The organism is Ruegeria sp. CL5 (genome assembly GCF_056536485.1).
Map to the genome: position 1 here is coordinate 32,549 of NZ_JBQFPS010000001.1, position 21,193 is coordinate 53,741.

Annotated in this window: 17 protein-coding genes and 1 tRNA gene; 10 read left to right on the top strand and 8 right to left on the bottom strand. The window is 56.1% G+C overall.

The features are described from left to right. Positions 1 to 138 precede the first annotated feature (138 nt). Entirely contained in the window at positions 139 to 1,623 is a 1,485-nt protein-coding gene (locus ACR0IU_RS00165; protein WP_480714841.1) for a divergent polysaccharide deacetylase family protein, read from the top strand. 24 nt (positions 1,624 to 1,647) lie between these two features. On the opposite strand, the gene trpE is transcribed toward ACR0IU_RS00165, so the two are convergent. The 5 genes from trpE to fabI all read right to left on the bottom strand — a co-directional run bounded on the left by trpE (position 1,648) and on the right by fabI (position 7,631). Continuing rightward, positions 1,648 to 3,159, bottom strand: a complete 1,512-nt coding sequence (gene trpE, locus ACR0IU_RS00170) for an anthranilate synthase component I (protein ID WP_170470570.1) — start codon at positions 3,157 to 3,159, stop codon at positions 1,648 to 1,650. Between the two features lie 11 nt (positions 3,160 to 3,170). Then, the gene (locus ACR0IU_RS00175; RefSeq protein WP_480714842.1) at positions 3,171 to 5,012 is read right to left on the bottom strand and encodes a peptidyl-prolyl cis-trans isomerase; all 1,842 of its coding nucleotides are present in this window, start codon (positions 5,010 to 5,012) and stop codon (positions 3,171 to 3,173) included. Positions 5,013 to 5,093: 81 nt separating this feature from the next. After that, entirely contained in the window at positions 5,094 to 6,269 is a 1,176-nt protein-coding gene (locus ACR0IU_RS00180; protein WP_480714843.1) for an aminotransferase, read from the bottom strand. Positions 6,270 to 6,308: 39 nt separating this feature from the next. Then, positions 6,309 to 6,818 carry a xanthine phosphoribosyltransferase gene (gpt, locus tag ACR0IU_RS00185; protein WP_010440275.1) on the bottom strand — a complete coding sequence of 170 codons (510 nt, stop codon included), beginning with the start codon at positions 6,816 to 6,818 and terminating at the stop codon, positions 6,309 to 6,311. A gap of 6 nt (positions 6,819 to 6,824) precedes the next feature. After that, complete coding sequence (gene fabI, locus ACR0IU_RS00190) at positions 6,825 to 7,631, bottom strand: enoyl-ACP reductase FabI (RefSeq protein ID WP_010440274.1); 807 nt, start codon at positions 7,629 to 7,631, stop codon at positions 6,825 to 6,827. Positions 7,632 to 7,765: 134 nt separating this feature from the next. On the opposite strand from fabI, the gene pdxH reads away from it, so the two are divergent. From pdxH to ACR0IU_RS00210, 4 genes are all read left to right on the top strand, one after another. Next, on the top strand, positions 7,766 to 8,371 hold the full coding sequence (pdxH, locus tag ACR0IU_RS00195) for a pyridoxamine 5'-phosphate oxidase (protein WP_480714844.1): 606 nt from the start codon (positions 7,766 to 7,768) through the stop codon (positions 8,369 to 8,371). A 121-nt stretch (positions 8,372 to 8,492) separates the two neighbouring features. Further along, positions 8,493 to 9,020 (top strand): cold-shock protein, encoded by a 528-nt coding sequence (locus tag ACR0IU_RS00200; protein ID WP_260026218.1) that lies wholly within the window; start codon positions 8,493 to 8,495, stop codon positions 9,018 to 9,020. Between the two features lie 10 nt (positions 9,021 to 9,030). After that, positions 9,031 to 9,495 carry a DUF192 domain-containing protein gene (locus tag ACR0IU_RS00205; RefSeq protein WP_480714845.1) on the top strand — a complete coding sequence of 155 codons (465 nt, stop codon included), beginning with the start codon at positions 9,031 to 9,033 and terminating at the stop codon, positions 9,493 to 9,495. 43 nt (positions 9,496 to 9,538) lie between these two features. After that, a tRNA-Pro gene (locus ACR0IU_RS00210) sits at positions 9,539 to 9,615 on the top strand. A gap of 9 nt (positions 9,616 to 9,624) precedes the next feature. Here the strand turns inward: ACR0IU_RS00210 and ACR0IU_RS00215 are convergent. Then, positions 9,625 to 10,059, bottom strand: coding sequence for a hypothetical protein (locus tag ACR0IU_RS00215; RefSeq protein WP_170539912.1), 435 nt, complete (start codon positions 10,057 to 10,059; stop codon positions 9,625 to 9,627). Positions 10,060 to 10,602: 543 nt separating this feature from the next. Here ACR0IU_RS00215 and ACR0IU_RS00220 point away from each other — a divergent pair. Together ACR0IU_RS00220 and ACR0IU_RS00225 are read left to right on the top strand one after the other, a co-directional pair. Next, on the top strand, positions 10,603 to 14,220 hold the full coding sequence (locus ACR0IU_RS00220) for a vitamin B12-dependent ribonucleotide reductase (protein ID WP_480714846.1): 3,618 nt from the start codon (positions 10,603 to 10,605) through the stop codon (positions 14,218 to 14,220). A 542-nt stretch (positions 14,221 to 14,762) separates the two neighbouring features. Beyond that, positions 14,763 to 15,008 carry an EF-hand domain-containing protein gene (locus ACR0IU_RS00225; protein ID WP_170539906.1) on the top strand — a complete coding sequence of 82 codons (246 nt, stop codon included), beginning with the start codon at positions 14,763 to 14,765 and terminating at the stop codon, positions 15,006 to 15,008. Positions 15,009 to 15,062: 54 nt separating this feature from the next. On the opposite strand, the gene ACR0IU_RS00230 is transcribed toward ACR0IU_RS00225, so the two are convergent. Continuing rightward, positions 15,063 to 16,607 (bottom strand): trimethylamine methyltransferase family protein, encoded by a 1,545-nt coding sequence (locus ACR0IU_RS00230; protein ID WP_480714847.1) that lies wholly within the window; start codon positions 16,605 to 16,607, stop codon positions 15,063 to 15,065. A gap of 419 nt (positions 16,608 to 17,026) precedes the next feature. On the opposite strand from ACR0IU_RS00230, the gene ACR0IU_RS00235 reads away from it, so the two are divergent. After that, the gene (locus ACR0IU_RS00235; RefSeq protein WP_010440265.1) at positions 17,027 to 17,545 is read left to right on the top strand and encodes an outer membrane protein; all 519 of its coding nucleotides are present in this window, start codon (positions 17,027 to 17,029) and stop codon (positions 17,543 to 17,545) included. Positions 17,546 to 17,598: 53 nt separating this feature from the next. Here the strand turns inward: ACR0IU_RS00235 and ACR0IU_RS00240 are convergent, their stop codons facing one another. After that, positions 17,599 to 17,943, bottom strand: a complete 345-nt coding sequence (locus ACR0IU_RS00240; RefSeq protein ID WP_480715282.1) for an MmcQ/YjbR family DNA-binding protein — start codon at positions 17,941 to 17,943, stop codon at positions 17,599 to 17,601. Positions 17,944 to 18,161: 218 nt separating this feature from the next. Here ACR0IU_RS00240 and cysS point away from each other — a divergent pair, with 218 nt between their 5' ends. Both cysS and cimA read left to right on the top strand, forming a co-directional pair. Next, on the top strand, positions 18,162 to 19,562 hold the full coding sequence (gene cysS, locus ACR0IU_RS00245) for a cysteine--tRNA ligase (protein WP_480714848.1): 1,401 nt from the start codon (positions 18,162 to 18,164) through the stop codon (positions 19,560 to 19,562). Next, entirely contained in the window at positions 19,559 to 21,193 is a 1,635-nt protein-coding gene (gene cimA / locus ACR0IU_RS00250; protein ID WP_480714849.1) for a citramalate synthase, read from the top strand. The genes cysS and cimA overlap by 4 nt, the downstream gene beginning before the upstream one ends.

Here is a 21,193-nt window from a genome sequence, read left to right on the forward strand (position 1 = left end):
TAATGTCGGGACATACATGCTCAGGCTTGTGCGGCAGCGTCAAGAGGACATACCCAACTTGGCGCAGTGCAAGTGAGCGCCGCAGAAGATGGCGTTTGGGTGGTTGAGGCACGAAACAACGCGAGAGGCGAGATTTCGATGAGCGGATTTTATGGTGGATTGATCGCTGGTGCGGTCTCTGTCCTGGCATTGGGCGCGGTCCTGTCGCTGTCCACACCCTTGTCGCGCAAGCCAGAAGTCGCGGCAACAGCACCCGAAGTGGCTGATGCGCCTGATGCGCCTGAAACAGCGAATGTCGATAGCACTGGTGTCGATGCAGATCTGGTTGAGTTGCCACCATCGGGTCCCGAAAGCCCGGAGCTATCGTCAGATACTCTTGATGGTTTGGCAGACGTCGAGCTTGCGCCCGGGCCGCCTCCGCAGTCAAGTGACTCGCCTGTTGCCACCGCAGCACCTGCTGGAATTTCGACACCCGCGGTGACCGTTCAGACAGATGCGCCGACAGCACCGCCGCCGCCGCTTGCTGAACCAGAAACGCCCAGACCAGAGGCTGAACCGGCCAGGGTTGCAGACGCGCCTCCAGCACCAGAGCCTGAAGCGGTACCTGAACCCCGGATCGCAGAAGAAACGCCTGAGGAACAAGCACCTCAAGTGGCGGCATTGGAACCCGAGACCGAAGAATTGCCGGACGTAACTTTTGAGGTTCCGGTAACCGAGGGCGTGCCGAACGATAACCCGATTGCCGTTGAGGGCGAAGAAGATACACGCCCGGTAAGCAAACCGCGCGTGCTAACGCTGCCTCAAATTGGCGAGGAAGGGACCGCGAGCTCTAATTCACTGATCGGCAAACGTGTCGTACCCCTGACCGAAAGGGATGACGCACCCGTTGAGCAAACCGAGGTAGTGCCTGAGGTGGTGGCAAAACCTATCGAAGCGCATGCCGCGATCTTTGAGAACCCCGAAGCCAAGCCATTGATGTCTATCATTTTGATCGACGATGAAGGAGCATTTGGAGTCGAGGCGCTTCAGGATTTTCCATACCCGCTAAGCTTTGCCATCAGCCCGTCAGACCCGGATGCAGCCGAAAAGATGGCGCGCCATCGCGAAGCGGGTTTTGAAGTGCTGGCAATGATTGACATGCACGAAGCTGCCAGCGCTCAGGATGCAGAAGTATCCTTGTCGGTGTGGTTGGATGAGTTACCACACACAGTAGGCATTCTAGAGGGCGTCGAAAGCGGTATTCAGGGTAACCGAAAACTGGCGGACCAGGTCGCCGCCATTGTTGGCGACACCGGCCGTGGTCTGGTGACACAGGATAACGGCCTGAACACTGCGCAGAAACTCGCCGCCCGCAATGGCGTTCCGTCCAGCGTCGTATTCCGCGATTTCGATGGGGCCAAGCAGGATCCCAAGATAATGCGGCGCTTTCTAGATCAAGCCGCATTCCGCGCCGGGCAGGAGGGTGCGGTTGTAATGCTTGGACGATTGCGCCCCGAAACGATTTCGGCCTTGTTGCTGTGGGGGCTTGAGGATCGCGGCAGCCGGGTGGCGATGGCACCGATCTCAGCCGTGATGATGAAAGAGGTCGAAAAAGGTGCTTCCGAAGCCTTGACGGACGGGTAAAAGCGACACCTTGTTGCCGCTTTCTCAGCTGTTTCCGCTGCCGGTAAAACGCGCCGCATCTGCCGCCGCGCGTCGGATCGCGTTCGATTTGTGCACGGTCTCCATATATTCCGCCTCGGGGTCGCTGTCATAGACAACACCACCGCCAGCCTGAATATAAAGCTTGTGGTCTTTCACGATGGCTGTACGCAATGCGATGCACATGTCCATGTCGCCACCAGCGCTGAAATACCCGACACCGCCGCCGTAGATGCCGCGTTTTTCGGGCTCCAACTCGTCGATAATCTCCATCGCGCGCACTTTTGGCGCGCCCGAGACCGTACCCGCAGGCATCCCGGCAAAGAAGGCATCCAGCGCGTCTTTGTCTTCGGCAAGTTCTCCGACCACGTTCGACACGATGTGCATCACGTGGCTGTAGCGTTCGATAATGAACTCTTCGGTGGGGCGGACGGTTCCGATCTTGGACACACGGCCCGTATCGTTGCGTCCAAGGTCCAACAGCATGAGGTGCTCGGCCAGTTCCTTTTTGTCGGCAAGCAGATCGATTTCGTTGGCCTTGTCTTCCTCGGGCGTTGCGCCTCGCGGTCGAGTGCCTGCGATTGGGCGGATCGTGACTTCATCCCCAAAGACGCGGACCAGGATTTCAGGGCTCGCGCCTACAACCTGAAAGCCACCGAAGTTGAAATAGAACATGAAGGGCGACGGATTCGTACGCCGCAAAGACCGGTAGAGGGCAAACGGAGGTTGCGGAAAGTCCTGCGTCCAGCGTTGGGCCGGGACAACCTGGAAGATATCGCCTGCGCGGATATATTCCTTGGCCTTTTCAACGGCCTCCATGTAACCCGATTTGGTGAAGTTGGATACTGGAGCGCCAACTTCAATCGCGTCGCCCAGATCGCGTGTCTCGGCGGGCATTGCGCGCTCCAGATCACGCACAGCGTCCATGACACGCTCTGCAGCTTGTGCGTATGCGGCCTTAGCGGATTGTCCGTCGCTGACCCAGGCCGGAGACACCACAGTGACCTCACCTTTAACACCGTCCAATACGGCGATCACCGAAGGCCGCAGCATGATCGCATCCGGCAGGCCCAGCGGGTCGGGGTTCACATCCGGCAAGTATTCCACAAGCCGCACCATGTCATAGCCCAGATAGCCAAACAGCCCGGCAGCCGCCTGTGGTAGGTCATCCGGCAGCGCTATGCGGCTTTCGGCCAGCAAATCGCGCAGGTTATCCATCGGGTTGCCATCCTGTGGCTGAAACGCGTCGGCATCAAACCGGGCCGACCGGTTCAGGGCCGATGTTTCGCCATGACACCGCCAGACGAGATCGGGTTTCATGCCAATGATCGAGTAGCGACCGCGCACTTCGCCACCTGTCACCGATTCGAGCATGAAGGCGTCTTTTTGTGCGCCCGTCAGCTTGAGCATCAAGGACACGGGCGTGTCAAGATCGGCGGCAAGCCGGGTATAGACAACCTGATTTTCACCCGCGTCATAGGCGCGCGCGAAAGTTTCGAATTCCGGGGTCAGGGCCATGTGCTGTCTCTTTAATAGCTTGACCGTACAGCGTTCAGCGCTTGCTGATCCAGTACAGGGCGCGCGCGAGTCTGGGCGTTGCGCACATAGATATCAAAGATGTTCTGCGCCAGTGCCTGGTCAAACTGTGCTGCAAGAGCATCCTGCATCTGACGCTGTTCGTCGGTCTCGGCCGGTGGCAGCTCTTCATCCAAGCGCACGATCAGGGCAGTGCCGTTTCCGGGAATGACACGTAATTCACCCGGTTCGAGCTCGAAGACCTGTGTCATGAAATCTACCGGAGTATCCTCAAGGAACGCGGTACGCGTCAGGGCGTTTTCGACCCGGAAGGGCAGGCCAGTCGCCGTGAAATCTCCATCCGTCGCCAATCGGGTCAGCACCGAGTTTGCCTGATTTTGTAGCGCCTTCGCGGTCTCTGCTTGTGTCCAGGCCTCAGCAACCCGCCCTCGGGCATTTTCAAGCGGTTCGGGGCGGGGCTCAAGCACTTCATTCAGGCGCAAAGCAAAGATTGAACCGTCTTCGAGGAACGCGACTTCGGGAAAATCACCCTCTTGCACGGCTTCGGCAGCGGCACGGAAGCCGTCATAGGCGGCAACGCCATCATCGCTTTGCTGGGTCCAGTCGATCTGGCCAAGTTCCAATTCAGTCTCATCGACCAATTCTTCCAGCGTTGCGCCGCCAGCAAGCAAGTCGTTGATGTCCTCGGCCTGCGCCTCGATCTGACGGCGCGCGCGATCTGAGGCAAGTTCATCACGCAACTCGGGCTCAGCATCTTCAAAGGTTACATTGTTTTCTGCCAGTGATCCGTTGATCCGGAACAAGGCTGGACCAAAAACAGATGGGAGTGGGCCAACGACATCGTCGATCTCGGCAGCGAATACAGCATCAGCGGCATCGCCAAGGTCCTCGCGGGTGACGTCACCCAGATCTACATCGCCCAGCTCAAGTTGCCGATCGCGGACCAGTTGTTCAAAATCTGCTCCACCAACCTCCAGCTGAGCCAAGGCCTCGGTTGCGGCTTCTTCGCTGGGATAGGTCAGGCGTTCGACCAAACGGCGCTCGGGCTGGAAATACTGTTCTGCGCGCTGGTCGTAGAGGCGGCGCAACGAGTCTTCGTCGATCTCAATCGTATCAAGCAGCATCTCTGGTGACAAAATGGCATACGTCAGTTGCTTGGTGCGGGGCAGGGTAAACAGATCAGTGTTCTCGTCATAGAATGTCTGAATCTGATCTTCTGTCGGTTCTGCCACTGGCGTCTTCAACGCGTCTGTGGACAGCGTCGCCACGGTAAAGCTGCGGCGGGCCAGTACATAGTTCGCCATTGCTTCGGTCATAGTGCGTGGCATCTCAACCCCGCCCATGACTGCACCCTGCACGATTGTGCGTGCCGATTCCTTGCGCAGATCCGATTCGAACTCGGAATCGCTCATCCCGACCTGTTCAAGCTGAAAGCGATAGGCTTCGCGGTCGAATGTACCGTTCACCCCCTGGAATGCGGGTATCTGGACGATCTCGTTCTGCAGGTTCTCGTCGCCTATCGAAATGCCAAGCTGCCCGACTTCATTGTCCAGCGCGGCCAATGCAATCAGACGCGACAGGGCCAATTGGTCCAATCCAAGATCATGCGCTTGCGAAATCTGCATTGGCTGTCCGGTTTGCGCCTCGACCGCCCTGATTTCGCGCTGAAGTTCGCGGAAGTATTCGTCGACCGAAACGCTTTCATCGCCAACCTGCGCCACAGTGCGCACGGTCCCGGTCAGGCTGGTCGCACCAAATCCGGCTAGACCCAGCATCAGAAGGCCCATGAGAATCCAGACAAAGGTTTTGGATAGGTTTTTCATGCCTGCGGCCATGGTGCCCTCTTGGTTTGGTCGGCAAGTGTCTGCCCTGCTAGTTGCGGCCCTGAATACGATGCGTGCAGCCGAGGGGCAAGCTTAGAAGGACAGGGCCTGCAAACGGTCGAACAATTGCGCGATTCCGGCGCGGTCGAGATTGGCAAACGCGATGCGGACCTGTTGTTTCCCTGCCGGGTCATGCGCGGGCATGAACATGGTTCCGGGCAACAGCAGAATGCCCGCCTCAGGCACCAACTGCCGGGCCAAATCGTCCGATGCGATTTGATAGGGGTGTTTGAGATAGGCGAAGTAGGCACCCAGCCCCAGAAGACGCCAGCCTTTTGCCTCTAGCCGAGGCATTCCTTCGGCAATTGCAGCCCTTCGGTCTAGAATCTCATTACGCTCACCGGCAACCCAATGAGACAGGTTCTGCACTCCCCAAAGCGCAGCGAATTGACCGATCTGGCCGGGGCAGATCGCAACTGTGTCTAAAAACTTCTCAATCTCCGACAAAAGCGGCGAACCGGCAGCAATTGCGCCGACTCGGTGCCCAGTCAGGCGATAGGCTTTCGAGAACGAGTAGAGATGCACAAAGGTTTCGCACCAATCAGGCTGCTGGAACAATTCATGTGGCGCGCCAGATCGGCTGTCGAAATCGCGATAGGTTTCATCAACCAACAGACGAATCCCTGTTTCCTGCGCGAGTTCATAGAAGCGGCGTACCAGGTCTGATGGGTATTCGACACCACCAGGATTGTTCGGCGTTACCAATGCAATGGCCCGCGTTTTCTCGGTGATCAGTGCGCGCGCCATCTCGGGGTCGGGCAACAGGTCGTTACCGGTGGGCAAGTCGATGGCTTTGACACCGGCCATATCCAGCCACATTTTGTGATTGAAATACCACGGGGTTGGCAGAATGACCTCATCTCCCTGATCCGTAAGCGCCGCGATCACGGCCGAGAAAGCCTGATTACAGCCCGAAGTAATCGCGACCTGATTAGCCTTAACTCTTGCTTCATAGTGTTGGCTGATCTGTACAGCCAGCTCGGTCCGTAATTCATCATTGCCCAGAACTGGGCCATAAAGATGTGCGCTGTCCTGTTCGACTGCGAATTCGGCCATAGCTTGCCGCAAGGCCAGTGGCGGTGGATCGACCGGAGCCGCCTGGCTGACATTTATGAGCGGACGGTCTTCAGGAAACTCGACCCCGTCCAACCAACGCCGCGCCTCCATCACCGGAGGGGCAAAGGTGGCGGCGGTACGGGTCATATTCATGGACAGTCCGTGTTTTTAGCGTTCAAGCAAAACGCTTGATCAATCGGTACCCCGGTAAGGTTCGACATATTGCAAGGCCATATCCCATGGGAAGAAGATCCAGGTGTCTTGGCTGACCTCGGTAATAAAAGTATCAACCATCGGTCGTCCCTTGGGTTTGGCATATACGGTCGCGAAATGCGCCTTGGGATACATTTCGCGCACGAGTTCAAGCGTTTTTCCACTGTCGACCAGATCATCTATGATTAGGATACCGGTCCCATCGCCCATCAAATCAGCATTGGGGGCTTTTAGAATCTCAGCCTCACCCTGTGACTGGTGGTGATACGACCGCACGCTGACGGTATCGACCGTGCGGATATCCAGTTCACGGCTGACGATCATCGCAGGAGCCATTCCGCCTCGAGTGATCGCTACGACGGCACGCCAAGCGCCATCATCTGGACCTTGCCCATCCAGACGCCAAGCCAGGGCGCGCGAGTCGCGATGAATCTGATCCCAGCTGATGTGGAAGCCTTTTTCGTGGGGCAGGCGGTCCTTGGCGCTCATGGTCTTTTATCCTTTTTCAACATCCGGCGCGTCGACGGCCTTCATTCCGACGATGTGATATCCCGAATCCACGTGCAGATTCTCTCCGGTCACACCGCTGCTGAGGTCTGACAGCAGGTACAGCGCTGATTTGCCGACATCATCGATGGTCACGTTGCGACGCAGCGGAGAATTATACTCGTTCCACTTCATGATATAGCGGAAATCGCCGATGCCGCTGGCTGCGAGCGTCTTGATTGGCCCCGCCGAGATCGAGTTGACGCGAATACCGTCTTTTCCCAGATCCTCAGCCAGATATTTGACCGATGCCTCAAGCGCAGCCTTGGCGACACCCATAACATTATAATGGGGCATGACCTGTTCAGCGCCGTAGTAGGTGAGGGTTACTGCGCTACCGCCTTCGCCCATCATCTTCTCTGCGCGCTGCATAACGGCTGTAAAAGAGTAGACCGATACGTCCATCGTCAGATTGAAGTTAGCGCGCGATGTGTCGACGTAGCGCCCACGAAGCTCGTTCTTGTCAGAAAAGCCAATGGCGTGAACAACAAAGTCAAGCCTTCCCCATTTCTCTTCAAGCGAGTTGAAAAGGTTATCAATCGATTCCTCGTCGCTGACATCGCAGGGCAGAACGATTTCGCTGCCCAATTGCGCAGCCAGCGGGTCGACACGTTTTTTCAGCGCGTCTCCCTGATAGGAAAAGGCCAATTCGGCCCCGGCGTCGGACAAGGCGCGGGCTATCCCCCATGCGATTGATTTGTCATTGGCCAGTCCCATGATGAGGCCGCGTTTTCCGGCCATCAACTGATTTGACATCTTCGGTTCTCCGCCTGTCGTCGCATTGTGTTGAGTTGGTTTATGCCATTGATTGTCCTGCGGCAAGGCCATGCGCTCTTGCCCGCAGCGGGTTCTCGCCTTAGGGTCGGGTTAATTATTTCCAGGGGATGGAAATGAACGAGCATAATGGCATCTTTGCCGGGACTGATCCGTTTGAAATCGCGGGTCGGTGGCTGGCTGAGGCGGAAAAGACCGAACCAAACGATCCGAACGCGATTGCATTGGCTACCGTGGATTCGGAAGGTTTGCCTAATGCAAGAATGGTTCTGCTGAAAGAAATCGAAAAAGACGCATTTGTCTTCTATACGAACTATAACAGCGCCAAGGCACAGGAACTGGACAGTGCCCATAAAGCGGCATTTGTGATGCACTGGAAATCTTTGCGGCGTCAAATTCGAGTTCGTGGTATAGTCAGCAAAGAAGACGGGCCTGGGGCAGACGCGTATTATGCCTCGCGCTCGCTTAAGAGCCGTCTGGGTGCCTGGGCCTCTCGCCAGTCGCAACCTCTGGAGAGCCGGGCATCTTTGATGGCCGAGGTGGCAAAGGTGACGGCAAAGTTGGGACCCAATCCGCCGCGCCCGGAATTCTGGGGAGGGTATCGGGTTTCACCTGTCGAAGTGGAATTCTGGGCTGATGGAGCCTTCAGGTTGCATGACAGGTTTCAATGGAAGAGGTGTAACGCCGATTCCGATTGGCAAGTGCAGAGGTTGAATCCGTGATGTTCGCGTACCGTGAAATGCAACTGATTGCTATTAATAGTTTTTTTCAGCTTGAATTTGCGAGTGAATATCATAAACAACAAACCCTTAACGGCTTGCCTATTATCGTAACGGGAAAACAGTGCCAGAAGATTTGAACAGCATGTATCGCGTCCATGGACACGTTAAATGGTTCGATCCCGCAAAGGGATACGGATTTGTTGTGTCCGACGATGGCGGTCCGGACATTCTGTTGCATGTCAATGTGTTGCGCAATTTTGGTCAGAGCTCGGTCGCCGACGGTGCTGGTATCGAGATTATGACGCACAAAACTGATCGCGGTGTTCAGGCGGTCGAAGTGATCAGCGTTGATCCACCGGTGCGGGCAGAAACAATGATGCTGGCCGACTTTGCGGAGCTTGATCCGACCGTGATCGGCAATGCTCCATTAGAGGCAGCGCGTGTCAAATGGTTCGACAAAGGCAAGGGATTCGGCTTTGCCAATGTCTTCGGAAGCAGCGAAGATGTATTTTTGCACATTGAGGTTCTTCGCCGTTCAGGTCTTGCAGATCTGCAACCGGGAGAAGCCTTGGCCATGCGTGTGATTGACGGAAAACGCGGACGGATGGCGGCACAGGTTCTTGCCTGGGAAGCGGCGTTGAACACCTAGGTCTTAAAGTATGAGAACAGCATTACTCGTAGCGGCCCTGACATTTCTGATCGGTGGTGGCGCGCAAGCCGAATGCCGTTCTGACCGTGTTGAGTTGCGAAATGAACTTGCGCAGGTTCGATTTGATATCGAGTTAGCCGTTACCCCTCAGGAACGATCACGCGGGCTGATGTTTCGTGAGAATATGCCTAGCCGCTCTGGCATGCTGTTCATCTTTGATCCACCGCAGCGGGTGGCGTTTTGGATGAAGAACACGCTGATCCCTTTGGACATGATCTTTACCGACAAAGCAGGAACCGTCACCCGCGTGCATGAGGGTGCGATCCCCGGCGATCTGACCCCGATCGAAGGCGGCGATTCGGTTTATGCCGTGCTTGAAATCAATGCGGGACTTGCCGCGCGCTATGGTATTCGACCAGGAACACAGATGCGTCACCAAGTTTTTTCGCAAGGTCCTGCAATTTGGCCTTGTTAGGGCTTTTCAAATCAGATCGGCACGTTTAGGAAGGCGCACGGTCCGGGGCGTGGCGCAGTCTGGTAGCGCACCTGTTTTGGGTACAGGGGGTCGTAGGTTCGAATCCTGCCGCCCCGACCATTTCCACTCTTACACCGGCGTTCCGCCATAGTCGGTGTAGAGTCTGGAAAAATCCCTGTCCAATTCATCGCTTTCGATTGGAATCTTAAGTGTGCTTCCGCTTTTTTGGGGAACGATAAAAAACAATTCGGCATCCACACGGTAGCCTGCTTGATTCTTTGCTGAGCTTAGCCGCGTCACGATTTTCGGCAGATTTTGAGAATATCCATCAAAATTGAGAATCAGATAGGCTGTCGCCTCGGGCGAAAGTATTTCGCGGCATTCAAAACTGCTTGTCCCGGTTTTGACGAATTTATCGCCAGGGCCAGCGCAGTCTGTCTTGAAGGAATTGAACAGGTTCTGTGGGTACCCATCGAATTGAGCGCTACGAGACGCAGGCGGAACGTCCTGTGCTGTGCAGGACACTATTAAGCCCATAATAGTTAACAACGAAATCAAACGCATGTTGAATAGATTTCCCATCCAGAAATGTCGTGATTTACAAACTATGGCACGCGCCACATTGCGGTGACGATGATTCTCTGAATATGTCCTTAATGCCGGACTGGTTGATCAGTTTCCTCTAACTGTGGTGGAAAAAAAGAGAAATCACTCTGACGCAACGAACGTAGATTGATTGGTATCCGGGGACAGGCCTGTGGAGGAATCGCGATCCGGCAAGAAACCGCCGGTTCGTCAGATCAGGTCAAGCTAAAAGATTCCAAAAATGACTGAAAAAGCCCGTTGACCATCTATGGGAATATACGTCAGATTGTATGGGCCGAAAGACGAGCCACTAAATCTGGTAGCAATAACCAGAAAAGGCATCGGACGAGGGACGGAATGCAAACCAGTATGACGTGAAACCGTATTTACGGTTCTGCGCTGTTATCGGCAGCGCTTGGTCCCTTGCGTCTCAATATTACGGCAGGGCGGGCGGCACACCGCGACATCAAGATTTTGTGCCGGGTACTAAAATTTGGACAGATCGTAGCTGGGGCAGCGGACATGAAAATTGAAAGAAAATTCACCAAACCTGGACAGGATGCATATGCCGATCTGGATTTTGTGTCCGCAACATCCGAGATTCGCAATCCGGACGGCACAATCGTATTCCGTCTCGACGAAATCGAAGTGCCCGCAAAGTGGAGCCAGGTCGCCAGCGACGTCATCGCGCAAAAGTACTTCCGCAAGGCGGGTGTTCCGTCCAAGCTGAAGAAGGTTAAGGAAAAGGACGTTCCTGAATTCCTGTGGCGTTCGGTCCCCGCTGATGGCGCTGAATTTGATGGTGAGACGTCTTCGAAACAGGTGTTCGACCGTCTCGCAGGCGCTTGGGCCTATTGGGGTTGGAAGGGCGGCTATTTCTCGACCGAGGAAGACGCGCGCGCCTATTTCGACGAGATGCGCTATATGCTGGCGACCCAGCGTGCTGCACCGAACTCGCCGCAATGGTTCAACACGGGTCTGCACTGGGCCTATGGCATCGATGGCCCGGCGCAGGGTCACCATTATGTCGATTACAAAACCGGCAAGCTGACAAAATCGAAATCCGCCTACGAGCATCCGCAACCGCACGCGTGCTTCATCCAGTCCGTCGATGATGATCTGGTGAACGAAGGCGGCATCATGGACCTATGGGTGCGTGAGGCGCGCCTGTTCAAATACGGCTCGGGCACCGGGACCAACTTCAGCCACCTGCGCGCAGAAGGCGAGGCGTTGTCGGGTGGCGGTAAATCCTCGGGCCTGATGGGCTTTCTCAAGATCGGCGACCGCGCCGCTGGCGCGATCAAATCAGGCGGGACAACCCGTCGGGCAGCAAAGATGGTGATCGTCGATGCAGATCACCCGGACATCGAGCAATTCATCGAATGGAAGGTGATCGAAGAGCAGAAGGTGGCCTCGATCGTTGCCGGATCAAAGATGCACGAGAAGATGCTGAATGGCATTTTCGAGGCCATCCGCAGCTGGGACGGCGCGCAGGATGATGCGTATGATCCCAATAAGAATGACAGCCTGAAGAAAGCGGTTCGCGAGGCGAAAAAGGTCGCGATCCCCGAGACTTATATCAAGCGCGTGCTGGATTACGCCAAGCAGGGCCACGACAGCATCGAATTCCCGACCTATGACACGGACTGGGATTCGGAAGCCTACAGCTCGGTTTCTGGCCAGAACTCGAACAACTCGATCCGCGTGACCAACGCCTTTCTGACTGCCGTTGAGAAAGACGCCGATTGGGAACTGATCAACCGTACCGACGGCAAGGTTGCTCGCACCGTCAAGGCACGCGATCTGTGGGAGAAAGTCGGCCACGCAGCATGGGCCTGCGCCGATCCGGGCATCCAGTTCCACGATACCGTCAACGAATGGCACACATGCCCCGAAGACGGTGAGATTCGTGGATCGAACCCGTGCTCTGAATACATGTTCCTCGATGACACGGCTTGCAACTTGGCGTCGATGAACCTGCTGACCTTCCTTAAGGATGGTGAGTTCCAGGCGGCGGACTATATGCACGCTTCGCGTCTGTGGACCCTGACGCTGGAAATCTCGGTAACGATGGCGCAGTTCCCGTCGAAGGAAATCGCGCAGCTGTCCTATGACTTCCGCACGTTGGGTCTAGGTTATGCGAATATCGGCGGCCTTCTGATGAACATGGGCTACAGCTATGACTCGGATGAGGGGCGGGCGATCTGTGGCGCGCTGACCGCAATCATGACCGGTGTGGCTTATGCGACCTCAGCTGAGATCGCCGGAGAGTTGGGGCCGTTCAAAGGCTATGAGCGCAACGCCGACCACATGCTGCGCGTCATCCGTAACCACCGCCGCGCATCGCAGGGCGTGACCGAGGGTTATGAGAAACTGGCGGTGAAGCCGGTGCCTCTGGACCACGGCAACTGCCCGGATAAACGTCTGGTCGATTTGGCCATGTCCGCTTGGGATGAGGCTCTGAGCCTCGGCGAGAAGAACGGTTATCGCAATGCCCAGGCCACTGTTATCGCGCCGACCGGCACCATCGGTCTGGTGATGGATTGCGACACGACCGGGATCGAGCCAGACTTTGCTCTGGTCAAGTTTAAAAAGCTGGCCGGTGGTGGCTACTTCAAGATCATCAACCGGTCGGTGCCTTCGGCGCTGGAAAAGCTGGGCTATTCCTCGGCTCAGATCGAAGAGATCGTGGGCTATGCGGTTGGTCATGGAACCATCGGCAACGCGCCGGGGATCAATCACACTTCGCTGACCGGTCACGGCTTTGGTCCGAACGAGCTGGCCAAGGTGGACGCCGCGCTGGAAAGTGCTTTTGATATCCGGTTCGTCTTCAACCAGTGGACACTGGGCGAGGATTTCTGCACTGGCGTTCTGGGCATACCGGCGACCAAGCTGAATGACCCAACTTTCGATCTGCTGCGCCATCTGGGCTTTACCAAGGCGGATATCGACGCAGCGAACGACCATGTCTGCGGAACCATGACGCTGGAAGGCGCGCCGCATCTGAAAGAAGAGCATTACTCGATCTTCGACTGCGCCAACCCGTGTGGCAAGAAAGGCAAGCGTTTCCTTGGGGTTGATAGCCACATCACCATGATGGCGGCGGCACAAAGCTTCATCTCGGGCGCGATCTCGAAAACGATCAACATGCCGAATGACGCCACCATCGAGGATTGCCAGAAGGCTTATGAACTCAGCTGGTCGTTGGGTGTGAAGGCGAACGCACTCTATCGTGACGGCTCGAAACTGTCTCAGCCTCTGGCCGCGGCACTGGTCGAGGACGACGACGAAGCAGCAGAAGTGCTGGAAAGCGGTTCGACGCAAGAAAAAGCCGTCGTTCTGGCCGAGAAGGTGATTGAGAAGGTTGTGGTCAAAGAAATGATCCGCAGCCATCGCGAAAAACTGCCGCACCGCCGCAAAGGTTATACCCAAAAGGCGATCGTGGGCGGCCACAAGGTCTATCTGCGCACCGGTGAGTTCGAAGACGGCAAGCTGGGTGAGATTTTCATCGACATGCACAAGGAAGGTGCTGGCTTCCGAGCGATGATGAACAACTTTGCCATCGCCGTGTCAGTCGGTCTGCAATACGGCGTGCCGCTGGAGGAGTTTGTTGACGCCTTCACCTTCACCAAGTTCGAACCGGCGGGGATGGTTCAGGGCAACGACTCGATCAAGAACGCAACGTCGATCCTGGATTACATATTCCGTGAACTGGCCGTGTCCTATCTGGACCGCACCGATCTGGCCCATGTGAAGCCAGAAGGCGCAACCTTCGATGATTTGGGTCGGGGTGAAGAAGACGGTCTTTCGAATGTTTCAGAAATCAGTGAAACTGCGGCGACCAAGTCATTGGAAGTGTTGAAACAAATCAGCTCGACCGGCTATCTGCGTAAGCGTCTGCCACAGGATCTGATGGTCTTCAACGGTGGTCAAGCCGACGTGACCGGTATGGCGGAGACCGCAGCGACATTCGAAGCTCCTGCTGAAACGGCGGTTGCGACAGGAATGGACGCCCGCACCAAAGCAAAGATGCAAGGATACGAGGGTGATCCTTGCGGGGAATGTGGAAACTACACGCTGGTGCGCAACGGCACCTGCATGAAGTGCAACACTTGCGGTGCGACAAGCGGGTGTAGCTGAGTTTAGCGCCCCGGCAACCCGGGGTGCAGGGGTCGGATAGCTGCCACAGGTATTGACCCCGACGAATACGGAGCAAGGCGCTGAGACTTACCATCGATGCCTTGGTCCACTCGGCCGACATGCCCGTGTTGGCCGGGAACAGGGTGGGGCGGAATATTTGCTCCCTCCCACTCTCTCACGGGGCGGGTGCGCTCGTCCCATGCGCAGTCCAGGCCGCAGGCAAAAAAACACCGGGCGGTCAACGAAATGAGCCTGGAAGGCGAAACTGACAGGGGGCTTCGGCCCCCTTTCTTTTTTCAAGTGCGAGTCGGTTTTTGAGCAGGGGATTGCCAGATTATCTTGCCCGGGTCGGGCAAGAGTTGCCGAAACCTGTGTGGGCCATTTTGCCCGGCAAACCTCCGCAGATGCGACTCGGACAAACACGCAAAGATTGGCTCGAATGGAGCAAAATCAATCGGAGCGGGTGACTTGTCCTTTGGGTGGCTTTCTTTTGGCGCTCGTCCGGACACAAACACTTAAGAAAACTCACTCAGGAGGCAAATATGAAACCGCAGAAATTGGCCGTAATCTCGGCGCTGGCCCTTGGACTGCCGACATTGGCGTTGGCCCAGAACGCAGCTGACACCAACGGTGATGGCGTGCTGACAATCGACGAGGTTCAGGCCGTTGTGCCAGAAGTTGACGCCGAGGGTTTCGCGCAGATGGACGCAAACGGCGACGGCGCGCTTGATCAGGATGAGATCACAATCGCCCAACAGGCAGGACTGTTGCCGCCCTCCAACGGTTGATCCACTTAGATAAATGGCGGCCCGATTTATTCGGGCCGCTTATATTTCAGTAGGTTACGCAGGCAAGTGAATGTTAAACCTGTCGCGGAGTTCGGCATCCAGCAGAGGATCAAATCTGGCTGGCGATGGCACCGCCAGAATCTCATCTTTCCGTTTCACCGCTTTCTCGATCAGATCAGGTTTTCCAAGTTCAACCCATTCTTTTGGAGACGAACGGTCGCCAAAGGTTGGATAGACGTAGTCCGCCTGCATACGGCCCAAGGTCGCATCTGTCCCTAGATAGTGACCCGGGCCGCCCATGCAAACCTCGGCCATTTGATCCAGCGCCAGAGTTTCATCCGACACTTCAATTCCACGTACGCAGCGCTGCGCTTGTCCGATCAGATCGTCGCTTAGGATTAAGCTCTCATGGCAGAACCCCAGCAGTGAGGCATGCATGCCTGCGGCCTCATAAACCATATTCAGGCCCGAAAGTCCGGCCATGACGTTCGAGCACATCTGTTCCCAACCGGCCTGCATATCAGGCAGTTTCGCGTCTGAAGCACCGGCGGCGGCTCCGCCAGGCAGGTCATAGAAATGGTGCATCTGGGCGCAACCAGCGGTTAGCAGGGCTTGTTCCCCAGAGCCGATAGACATTGCACCGGTGCGCAGATCCAACCCAAAGGGCCAGGTGCCAAAAATCGCAGGCGCACCGGGCTTTACGGCGTTTACATAAACCAAACCGGCCAGACATTCAGCCGTGGCTTGCGTTATCGCCCCGGCAACTGTCGAGGGTGCTGTGGCTCCGGCCATGCCGGCGGACAGCAGCAGAACCGGCATGCCAGCCTTGATGCATTCCTCCATCACCTCGCAGCTTTCGGTGGCGAATTTCATCGGTGGAACAACAAAACAGTTGGAGTTGGACATGAAAGGCCGTTCGCGCCACTTGTCCTCTCCGCCTGCAATCATGTGCAGCATTTCGATCGCGGGCGCGACATGGTTGGGTTCAGTGAAAGACGTGCCGATGTGTTTGAACGTACCGGAGGTGGTGGCGTAGACCGTGTTCAGGTCCATCTCGAGGTTGTCCGCAATATCGCGGCACACCATAGGACGTTGAACAAAGTGAATGTTTTCAAGCTGTTCACAGATGCGGGATGCATCGTGGAGATCCTGAAGGGTCGAATCACGATATTCCTGCCCGTGCACATCGACCATGCTGACCGCCGCCCCGGCCGTTCCATAGTGAACCCGGTTGCCCGACAGCTCCAGATCGGACTTTCCATCCCGGCTGTACAGCGTGACCGAACGATTTGCTTTGGCGATAGTGTCTTCGACCAATGCACGCGGGAAGCGGATGCGGCCATCGTCGCCTAGGGAACAACCGGCGGCCACCAGATAATCGATCCCGCTTTGTGGCGCATCGGCAAGTCCAATAGTTTCTAGCGCGGTCAATGCGGCCTCATGGATACGCTCAATCTGGTGCTGAGTCAGAACCTTCAGCGTTCCACCCTCCATGCCGGGTCGAATAGGGCGCAAATGCTCTGGCAGTGCCGAGGCGCGGGCTGCACGCCGTGCAGCGCGGCCACCGCTACGGGATGAGTTTCGGGTTTGTTCGTTCATTTTGGAATCCGGTCGAAGAAATGCGTATTGGGTTGAGTGAACTCAGACCGCCGCTGGTCGCCCTCGTGCCGCACGTCCACGATCCGCTCCGATGGTGCGGCTGACCAGACGTATTTTCCAAACTTCGTTGTGCATTGTGTTCCAATCTAACTGAGTTCATAGTTTCAACGCTCAGCGTCACAATCTGTTCTGTTTGCGACCTGCAAATGAATTTCCGTGCAAAAATTTCACCGGCGATGGGAATAGGTTAAATTGATATACAGAAATGTTTTTTTTCCGTTACGCTAAAAATCTGTTAACCTATCCCTAGTTAATTTTGAGACAACTGTTGCTTTGAATTGGAAGTAGGTGCGGATTTTCCTTCTGTTGGATATCGCCGCATTCTTTTATGGACCGCTTCTGGTTTATTGGAGGGCTTGATGAAGTCAACGATTGCCGCACTCGTCATCGCGCTGTTCGCAGGTGTCGGGCCGGTATTGGCGGAAGATTGGACCGGAGCATATGCAGGTTTCAGTTTCGGCTATGCGGATGTTGATGGATCGGGCAATGCTGGCGGAAGCGATGTCGGTTTTGGCCCTGTGATCGGATACGACTACGATTTTGGAAATTTCGTGTTGGGTGGTGAACTGGAATACAACTGGCTCAACCTTGATCTTGGCCAGTCGGAAGGCAGTTTAGACAGCATGTCGCGTTTGAAATTACGTGGGGGCTACGATTTCGGCTCTGCACTGGGATACGTCGTCGTCGGCGCAGCGCGGGCTAGCACATCGGGCGATAGCGACACGGCAGCGGTATACGGCATCGGTGTGGCTTATCCTCTGGGTGATCGCTTCGTGATCAGCGGCGAGGCGTTGAGACAGGATTTTGAGAATGTTCCTCAGTCAGGTGGGAATCTTGACGCAAACGTCTTCAACCTGCGCACTACATTCCGCTTTTAACAAACGCTTTAGGTAGGTTGAATAAACCACTTCGCGCTCTTCAAAACCACCAATCAGATACGATTGGTTAAGGTTGCTTGAACTTTCTTGGGGAGCGACGTGCGTATGATATCGTAGGATGATTCAAGGCGGTGGCGCATTTCTTCAGATTCTGTTGACCAGGGCAGACGAACCCAACTGCGATGGAAGTATGGGGCCTTGATCCCAACTCCAGCATCGATCAGCATTTGGGCTGTCTCAATGTCAGGTGTCTTGACTGACACCCCATCCCCGACTGAGCCGACGCAGGCGAACATTTTGCCGCCCACTTTCCAGGCGTCGTGACCTCCGCCCCAGGGATCGGAAAGCTCGGCCCCGGGCAGTTCAGCGCAAATGGAATTGACGTATTCACGGTTCATGAGAGGCAGAGTGCCGATACGGCTGGTAAAACTCAAGACTTGGCTCAGCGTAAAACTCGTGCTACCCATGGCGCATGAACCAGAAAACCTGCATCATTATTTGCTGCATTACCTGCTGATTTATCAAGCGGGCCGGTTTCTTTCGTTTTCATCCCTGAGACAAGTTGCTAAGCCCGCGCCAACGCGTGACGAACATGCTGTTTCAGGAGCACGACCCGATGACGACGATCAAACTGCACAACACAAGGACACGGACGAAAGAGGATTTCGTGCCGATCGATCCAAGCAATGTGCGGATGTATGTCTGTGGTCCGACGGTTTATGACCGCGCCCATCTTGGGAATGCGCGGCCCGTGGTGGTGTTCGACGTGCTCTATCGTTTGCTGCGGCACGCTTATGGTGCGGATCACGTGACCTATGTGCGCAATTTCACCGATGTGGACGACAAGATCAACGCCACTGCTTTGGCGCGCAAACAGGCCGGAGCAGAAGGTACGCTGGAGCAGTTGGTTCAGGAGCGCTCGGACGAGACCATAGGCTGGTACTTGCATGATATGGGCGCGCTTGGGGCGATGGAGCCGAATGCAATGCCGCGCGCCACGGAATATATCGCGCAGATGGTCGCAATGATTGAGGACCTGATTGCCAAAGGGCATGCCTATGCTGCCGAGGGTCATGTCCTGTTTGCGGTGGGCAGTTGGAAAGAAGATTATGGTAGGCTGTCTGGCCGCTCGGTCGATGACATGATTGCCGGTGCGCGGGTTGAAGTCGCGCCTTACAAGAAAAACCCGATGGATTTCGTGCTGTGGAAGCCTTCGACCGATGAGTTGCCTGGCTGGGACAGTCCTTGGGGACGCGGGCGTCCGGGTTGGCATATTGAATGCTCGGCTATGAGCTATGAGCTGTTGGGCGAGAGCTTTGATATTCATGGCGGCGGCAACGATCTGATGTTCCCGCATCATGAAAATGAGATTGCTCAGAGCAAATGCGCCCATCCGCATGGTGAATTCGCCCGCGTTTGGATGCATAATGAGATGCTGCAGGTCGAGGGCAAGAAGATGTCCAAGTCGCTGGGCAATTTCTTCACTGTGCATGACCTGTTGGAGCAAGGTGTGCCGGGTGAAGTGATCCGGTTTGTATTCCTTCAGACACACTATCGTAAGCCAATGGACTGGACCGAGAAGAAGGCGCGTGTGGCCGAGGCGACGTTACGCAAGTGGCGGGCGCTGACGGCGGGTATCGAGCCCGCCACCACCGCGGCACCTGCGGTCATCGATGCGCTTTCGGATGATCTGAACACGGCAGGTGCAATCGCGGAACTCCATCGGCTCGCGGCCGAGGGCGAGGCCGCATCACTGTTGGCAAGTGCGCAGGTGGTCGGCCTGTTGGTGGATGATATGGGCGCTTGGGCCGAGACCGCTTCAGCTGATCTGTCATCTCATGCAGAAAAACTGGCCGAAGCGCGAGCGTTTGCGATGCAGAGCAAGGACTTCTCTGAGGTAGATCGCCTGAAGGCAGCATATATCGCTGCAGGGCTTGAGGTTCGGATGAGCAAAGATGGTGTGGAGTTGGTACCCGGCGCCGGGTTTGATGCCACCAAGCTGGAGGGGGTCGAATGACCAAGGAACGCCTTTACCTCTATGACACAACGCTGCGGGATGGGCAGCAGACGCAAGGCGTGCAGTTTTCGACTGCCGAGAAGGTACAGATCGCGCAAGCGTTGGATTCGTTAGGTCTCGATTATATCGAAGGGGGTTGGCCCGGGGCGAACCCGACCGACAGTGCGTTTTTTGAGAGCGCTCCCAAGACCTCGGCCCGTATGACCGCGTTTGGGATGACCAAACGCTCTGGTCGGTCGGCAGAGAATGATGACGTTTTGGCGGCCGTCATGAATGCCGGAACGCCAGCCGTTTGTCTGGTGGGAAAGTCACATGATTACCATGTGACTCACGCGCTTGGCATCTCGTTGGAGGAAAACACTGAGAACGTAAGGGCTTCGGTCGCGCATATCGTGGCGCAGGGGCGTGAGGCCTTGTTCGATGCTGAGCATTTCTTTGATGGCTATAAGGACAACCCGGAATATGCGGTTGAGGTCTGTCGTGCAGCGCTTGACGCCGGTGCACGGTGGATCGTCTTGTGCGATACCAATGGCGGCGCGTTGCCCGCCGAGGTCGGGCGGATCGTGTCAGAGGTGATTGCGGCCGGTCTGCCGGGGGACCGATTGGGCATTCACACCCACAATGATACCGAAAACGCAGTGGCCTGTTCTCTGGCTGCCGTCGACGCGGGTGCGCGCCAGATTCAGGGCACTCTGAACGGGTTGGGAGAGCGTTGCGGTAACGCCAACCTGACCGCTTTGATTCCGACACTGATGATGAAAGAACCCTATGCCTTGCGCTATGAGATTGGCGTAAAGCCCGAGGCTCTAGCCGGGCTGACGCGCATCAGCCGGATGTTAGATGATATCCTGAACCGCGTGCCCAGCAAGCAGAGTGCTTATGTCGGCGCGTCTGCTTTTGCGCATAAGGCCGGGCTGCATGCCAGTGCGATCCTCAAGGACCCAACGACCTATGAGCATATTGATCCAGCAAGCGTCGGGAATGCGCGCATCATTCCGATGTCTAACCAGGCCGGGCAATCGAATCTGCGCAAACGTCTGACCGATGCCGGGTTGTCGGTCGAAGCGGGTGATCCAGCGTTAGGGCGTATCCTTGAGCGGATCAAACTGCGCGAGGCCGAGGGCTATTCCTATGACACCGCGCAGGCCAGTTTCGAGCTGTTGGCGCGGGATGAGTTGGGGCAATTGCCCGAGTTCTTTGAGGTCAAGCGCTACAAGGTGACCGTTGAGCGCCGGAAGAACAAATACAACAAGATGGTTAGCCTGTCAGAGGCGGTTGTTGTTGTGAAAGTGGATGGCGAGAAGAAGCTGTCGGTCAGTGAGTCGCTGGATGAAAGCGGCAGTGACCGTGGTCCGGTGAACGCGCTGGCAAAGGCTTTGGCCAAGGATTTGGGGCAATATTCGCAGATACTGTCGGATATGCGGCTGGTCGACTTCAAGGTGCGCATCACTCAAGGCGGGACCGAGGCGGTGACTCGCGTGATCATCGACAGCGAAGACGGGCAGGGACGGCGCTGGTCCACTGTCGGTGTCAGCGCGAACATAATCGATGCCTCGTTCGAGGCGCTATTGGACGCGATCCAGTGGAAACTGGTGAACGATTGCGCTCCGCAGTCCGCGGCAGCCGAATAA

Bases quoted from the DNA above. Each gene is read 5' to 3' on its own strand.
- cysS (WP_480714848.1), top strand. From the start codon at position 18,162: ATGACGACGATCAAACTGCACAACACAAGGACACGGACGAAAGAGGAT.
- cimA (WP_480714849.1), top strand. From the start codon at position 19,559: ATGACCAAGGAACGCCTTTACCTCTATGACACAACGCTGCGGGATGGG.
- ACR0IU_RS00230 (WP_480714847.1), bottom strand. From the start codon at position 16,607: ATGAACGAACAAACCCGAAACTCATCCCGTAGCGGTGGCCGCGCTGCA.
- ACR0IU_RS00240 (WP_480715282.1), bottom strand. From the start codon at position 17,943: ATGAACCGTGAATACGTCAATTCCATTTGCGCTGAACTGCCCGGGGCC.
- ACR0IU_RS00175 (WP_480714842.1), bottom strand. From the start codon at position 5,012: ATGGCCGCAGGCATGAAAAACCTATCCAAAACCTTTGTCTGGATTCTC.
- ACR0IU_RS00215 (WP_170539912.1), bottom strand. From the start codon at position 10,059: ATGCGTTTGATTTCGTTGTTAACTATTATGGGCTTAATAGTGTCCTGC.
- ACR0IU_RS00205 (WP_480714845.1), top strand. From the start codon at position 9,031: ATGAGAACAGCATTACTCGTAGCGGCCCTGACATTTCTGATCGGTGGT.
- fabI (WP_010440274.1), bottom strand. From the start codon at position 7,631: ATGTCAAATCAGTTGATGGCCGGAAAACGCGGCCTCATCATGGGACTG.
- pdxH (WP_480714844.1), top strand. From the start codon at position 7,766: ATGAACGAGCATAATGGCATCTTTGCCGGGACTGATCCGTTTGAAATC.
- trpE (WP_170470570.1), bottom strand. From the start codon at position 3,159: ATGGCCCTGACCCCGGAATTCGAAACTTTCGCGCGCGCCTATGACGCG.
- ACR0IU_RS00225 (WP_170539906.1), top strand. From the start codon at position 14,763: ATGAAACCGCAGAAATTGGCCGTAATCTCGGCGCTGGCCCTTGGACTG.
- ACR0IU_RS00235 (WP_010440265.1), top strand. From the start codon at position 17,027: ATGAAGTCAACGATTGCCGCACTCGTCATCGCGCTGTTCGCAGGTGTC.
- ACR0IU_RS00165 (WP_480714841.1), top strand. From the start codon at position 139: ATGAGCGGATTTTATGGTGGATTGATCGCTGGTGCGGTCTCTGTCCTG.
- ACR0IU_RS00180 (WP_480714843.1), bottom strand. From the start codon at position 6,269: ATGAATATGACCCGTACCGCCGCCACCTTTGCCCCTCCGGTGATGGAG.
- gpt (WP_010440275.1), bottom strand. From the start codon at position 6,818: ATGAGCGCCAAGGACCGCCTGCCCCACGAAAAAGGCTTCCACATCAGC.
- ACR0IU_RS00220 (WP_480714846.1), top strand. From the start codon at position 10,603: ATGAAAATTGAAAGAAAATTCACCAAACCTGGACAGGATGCATATGCC.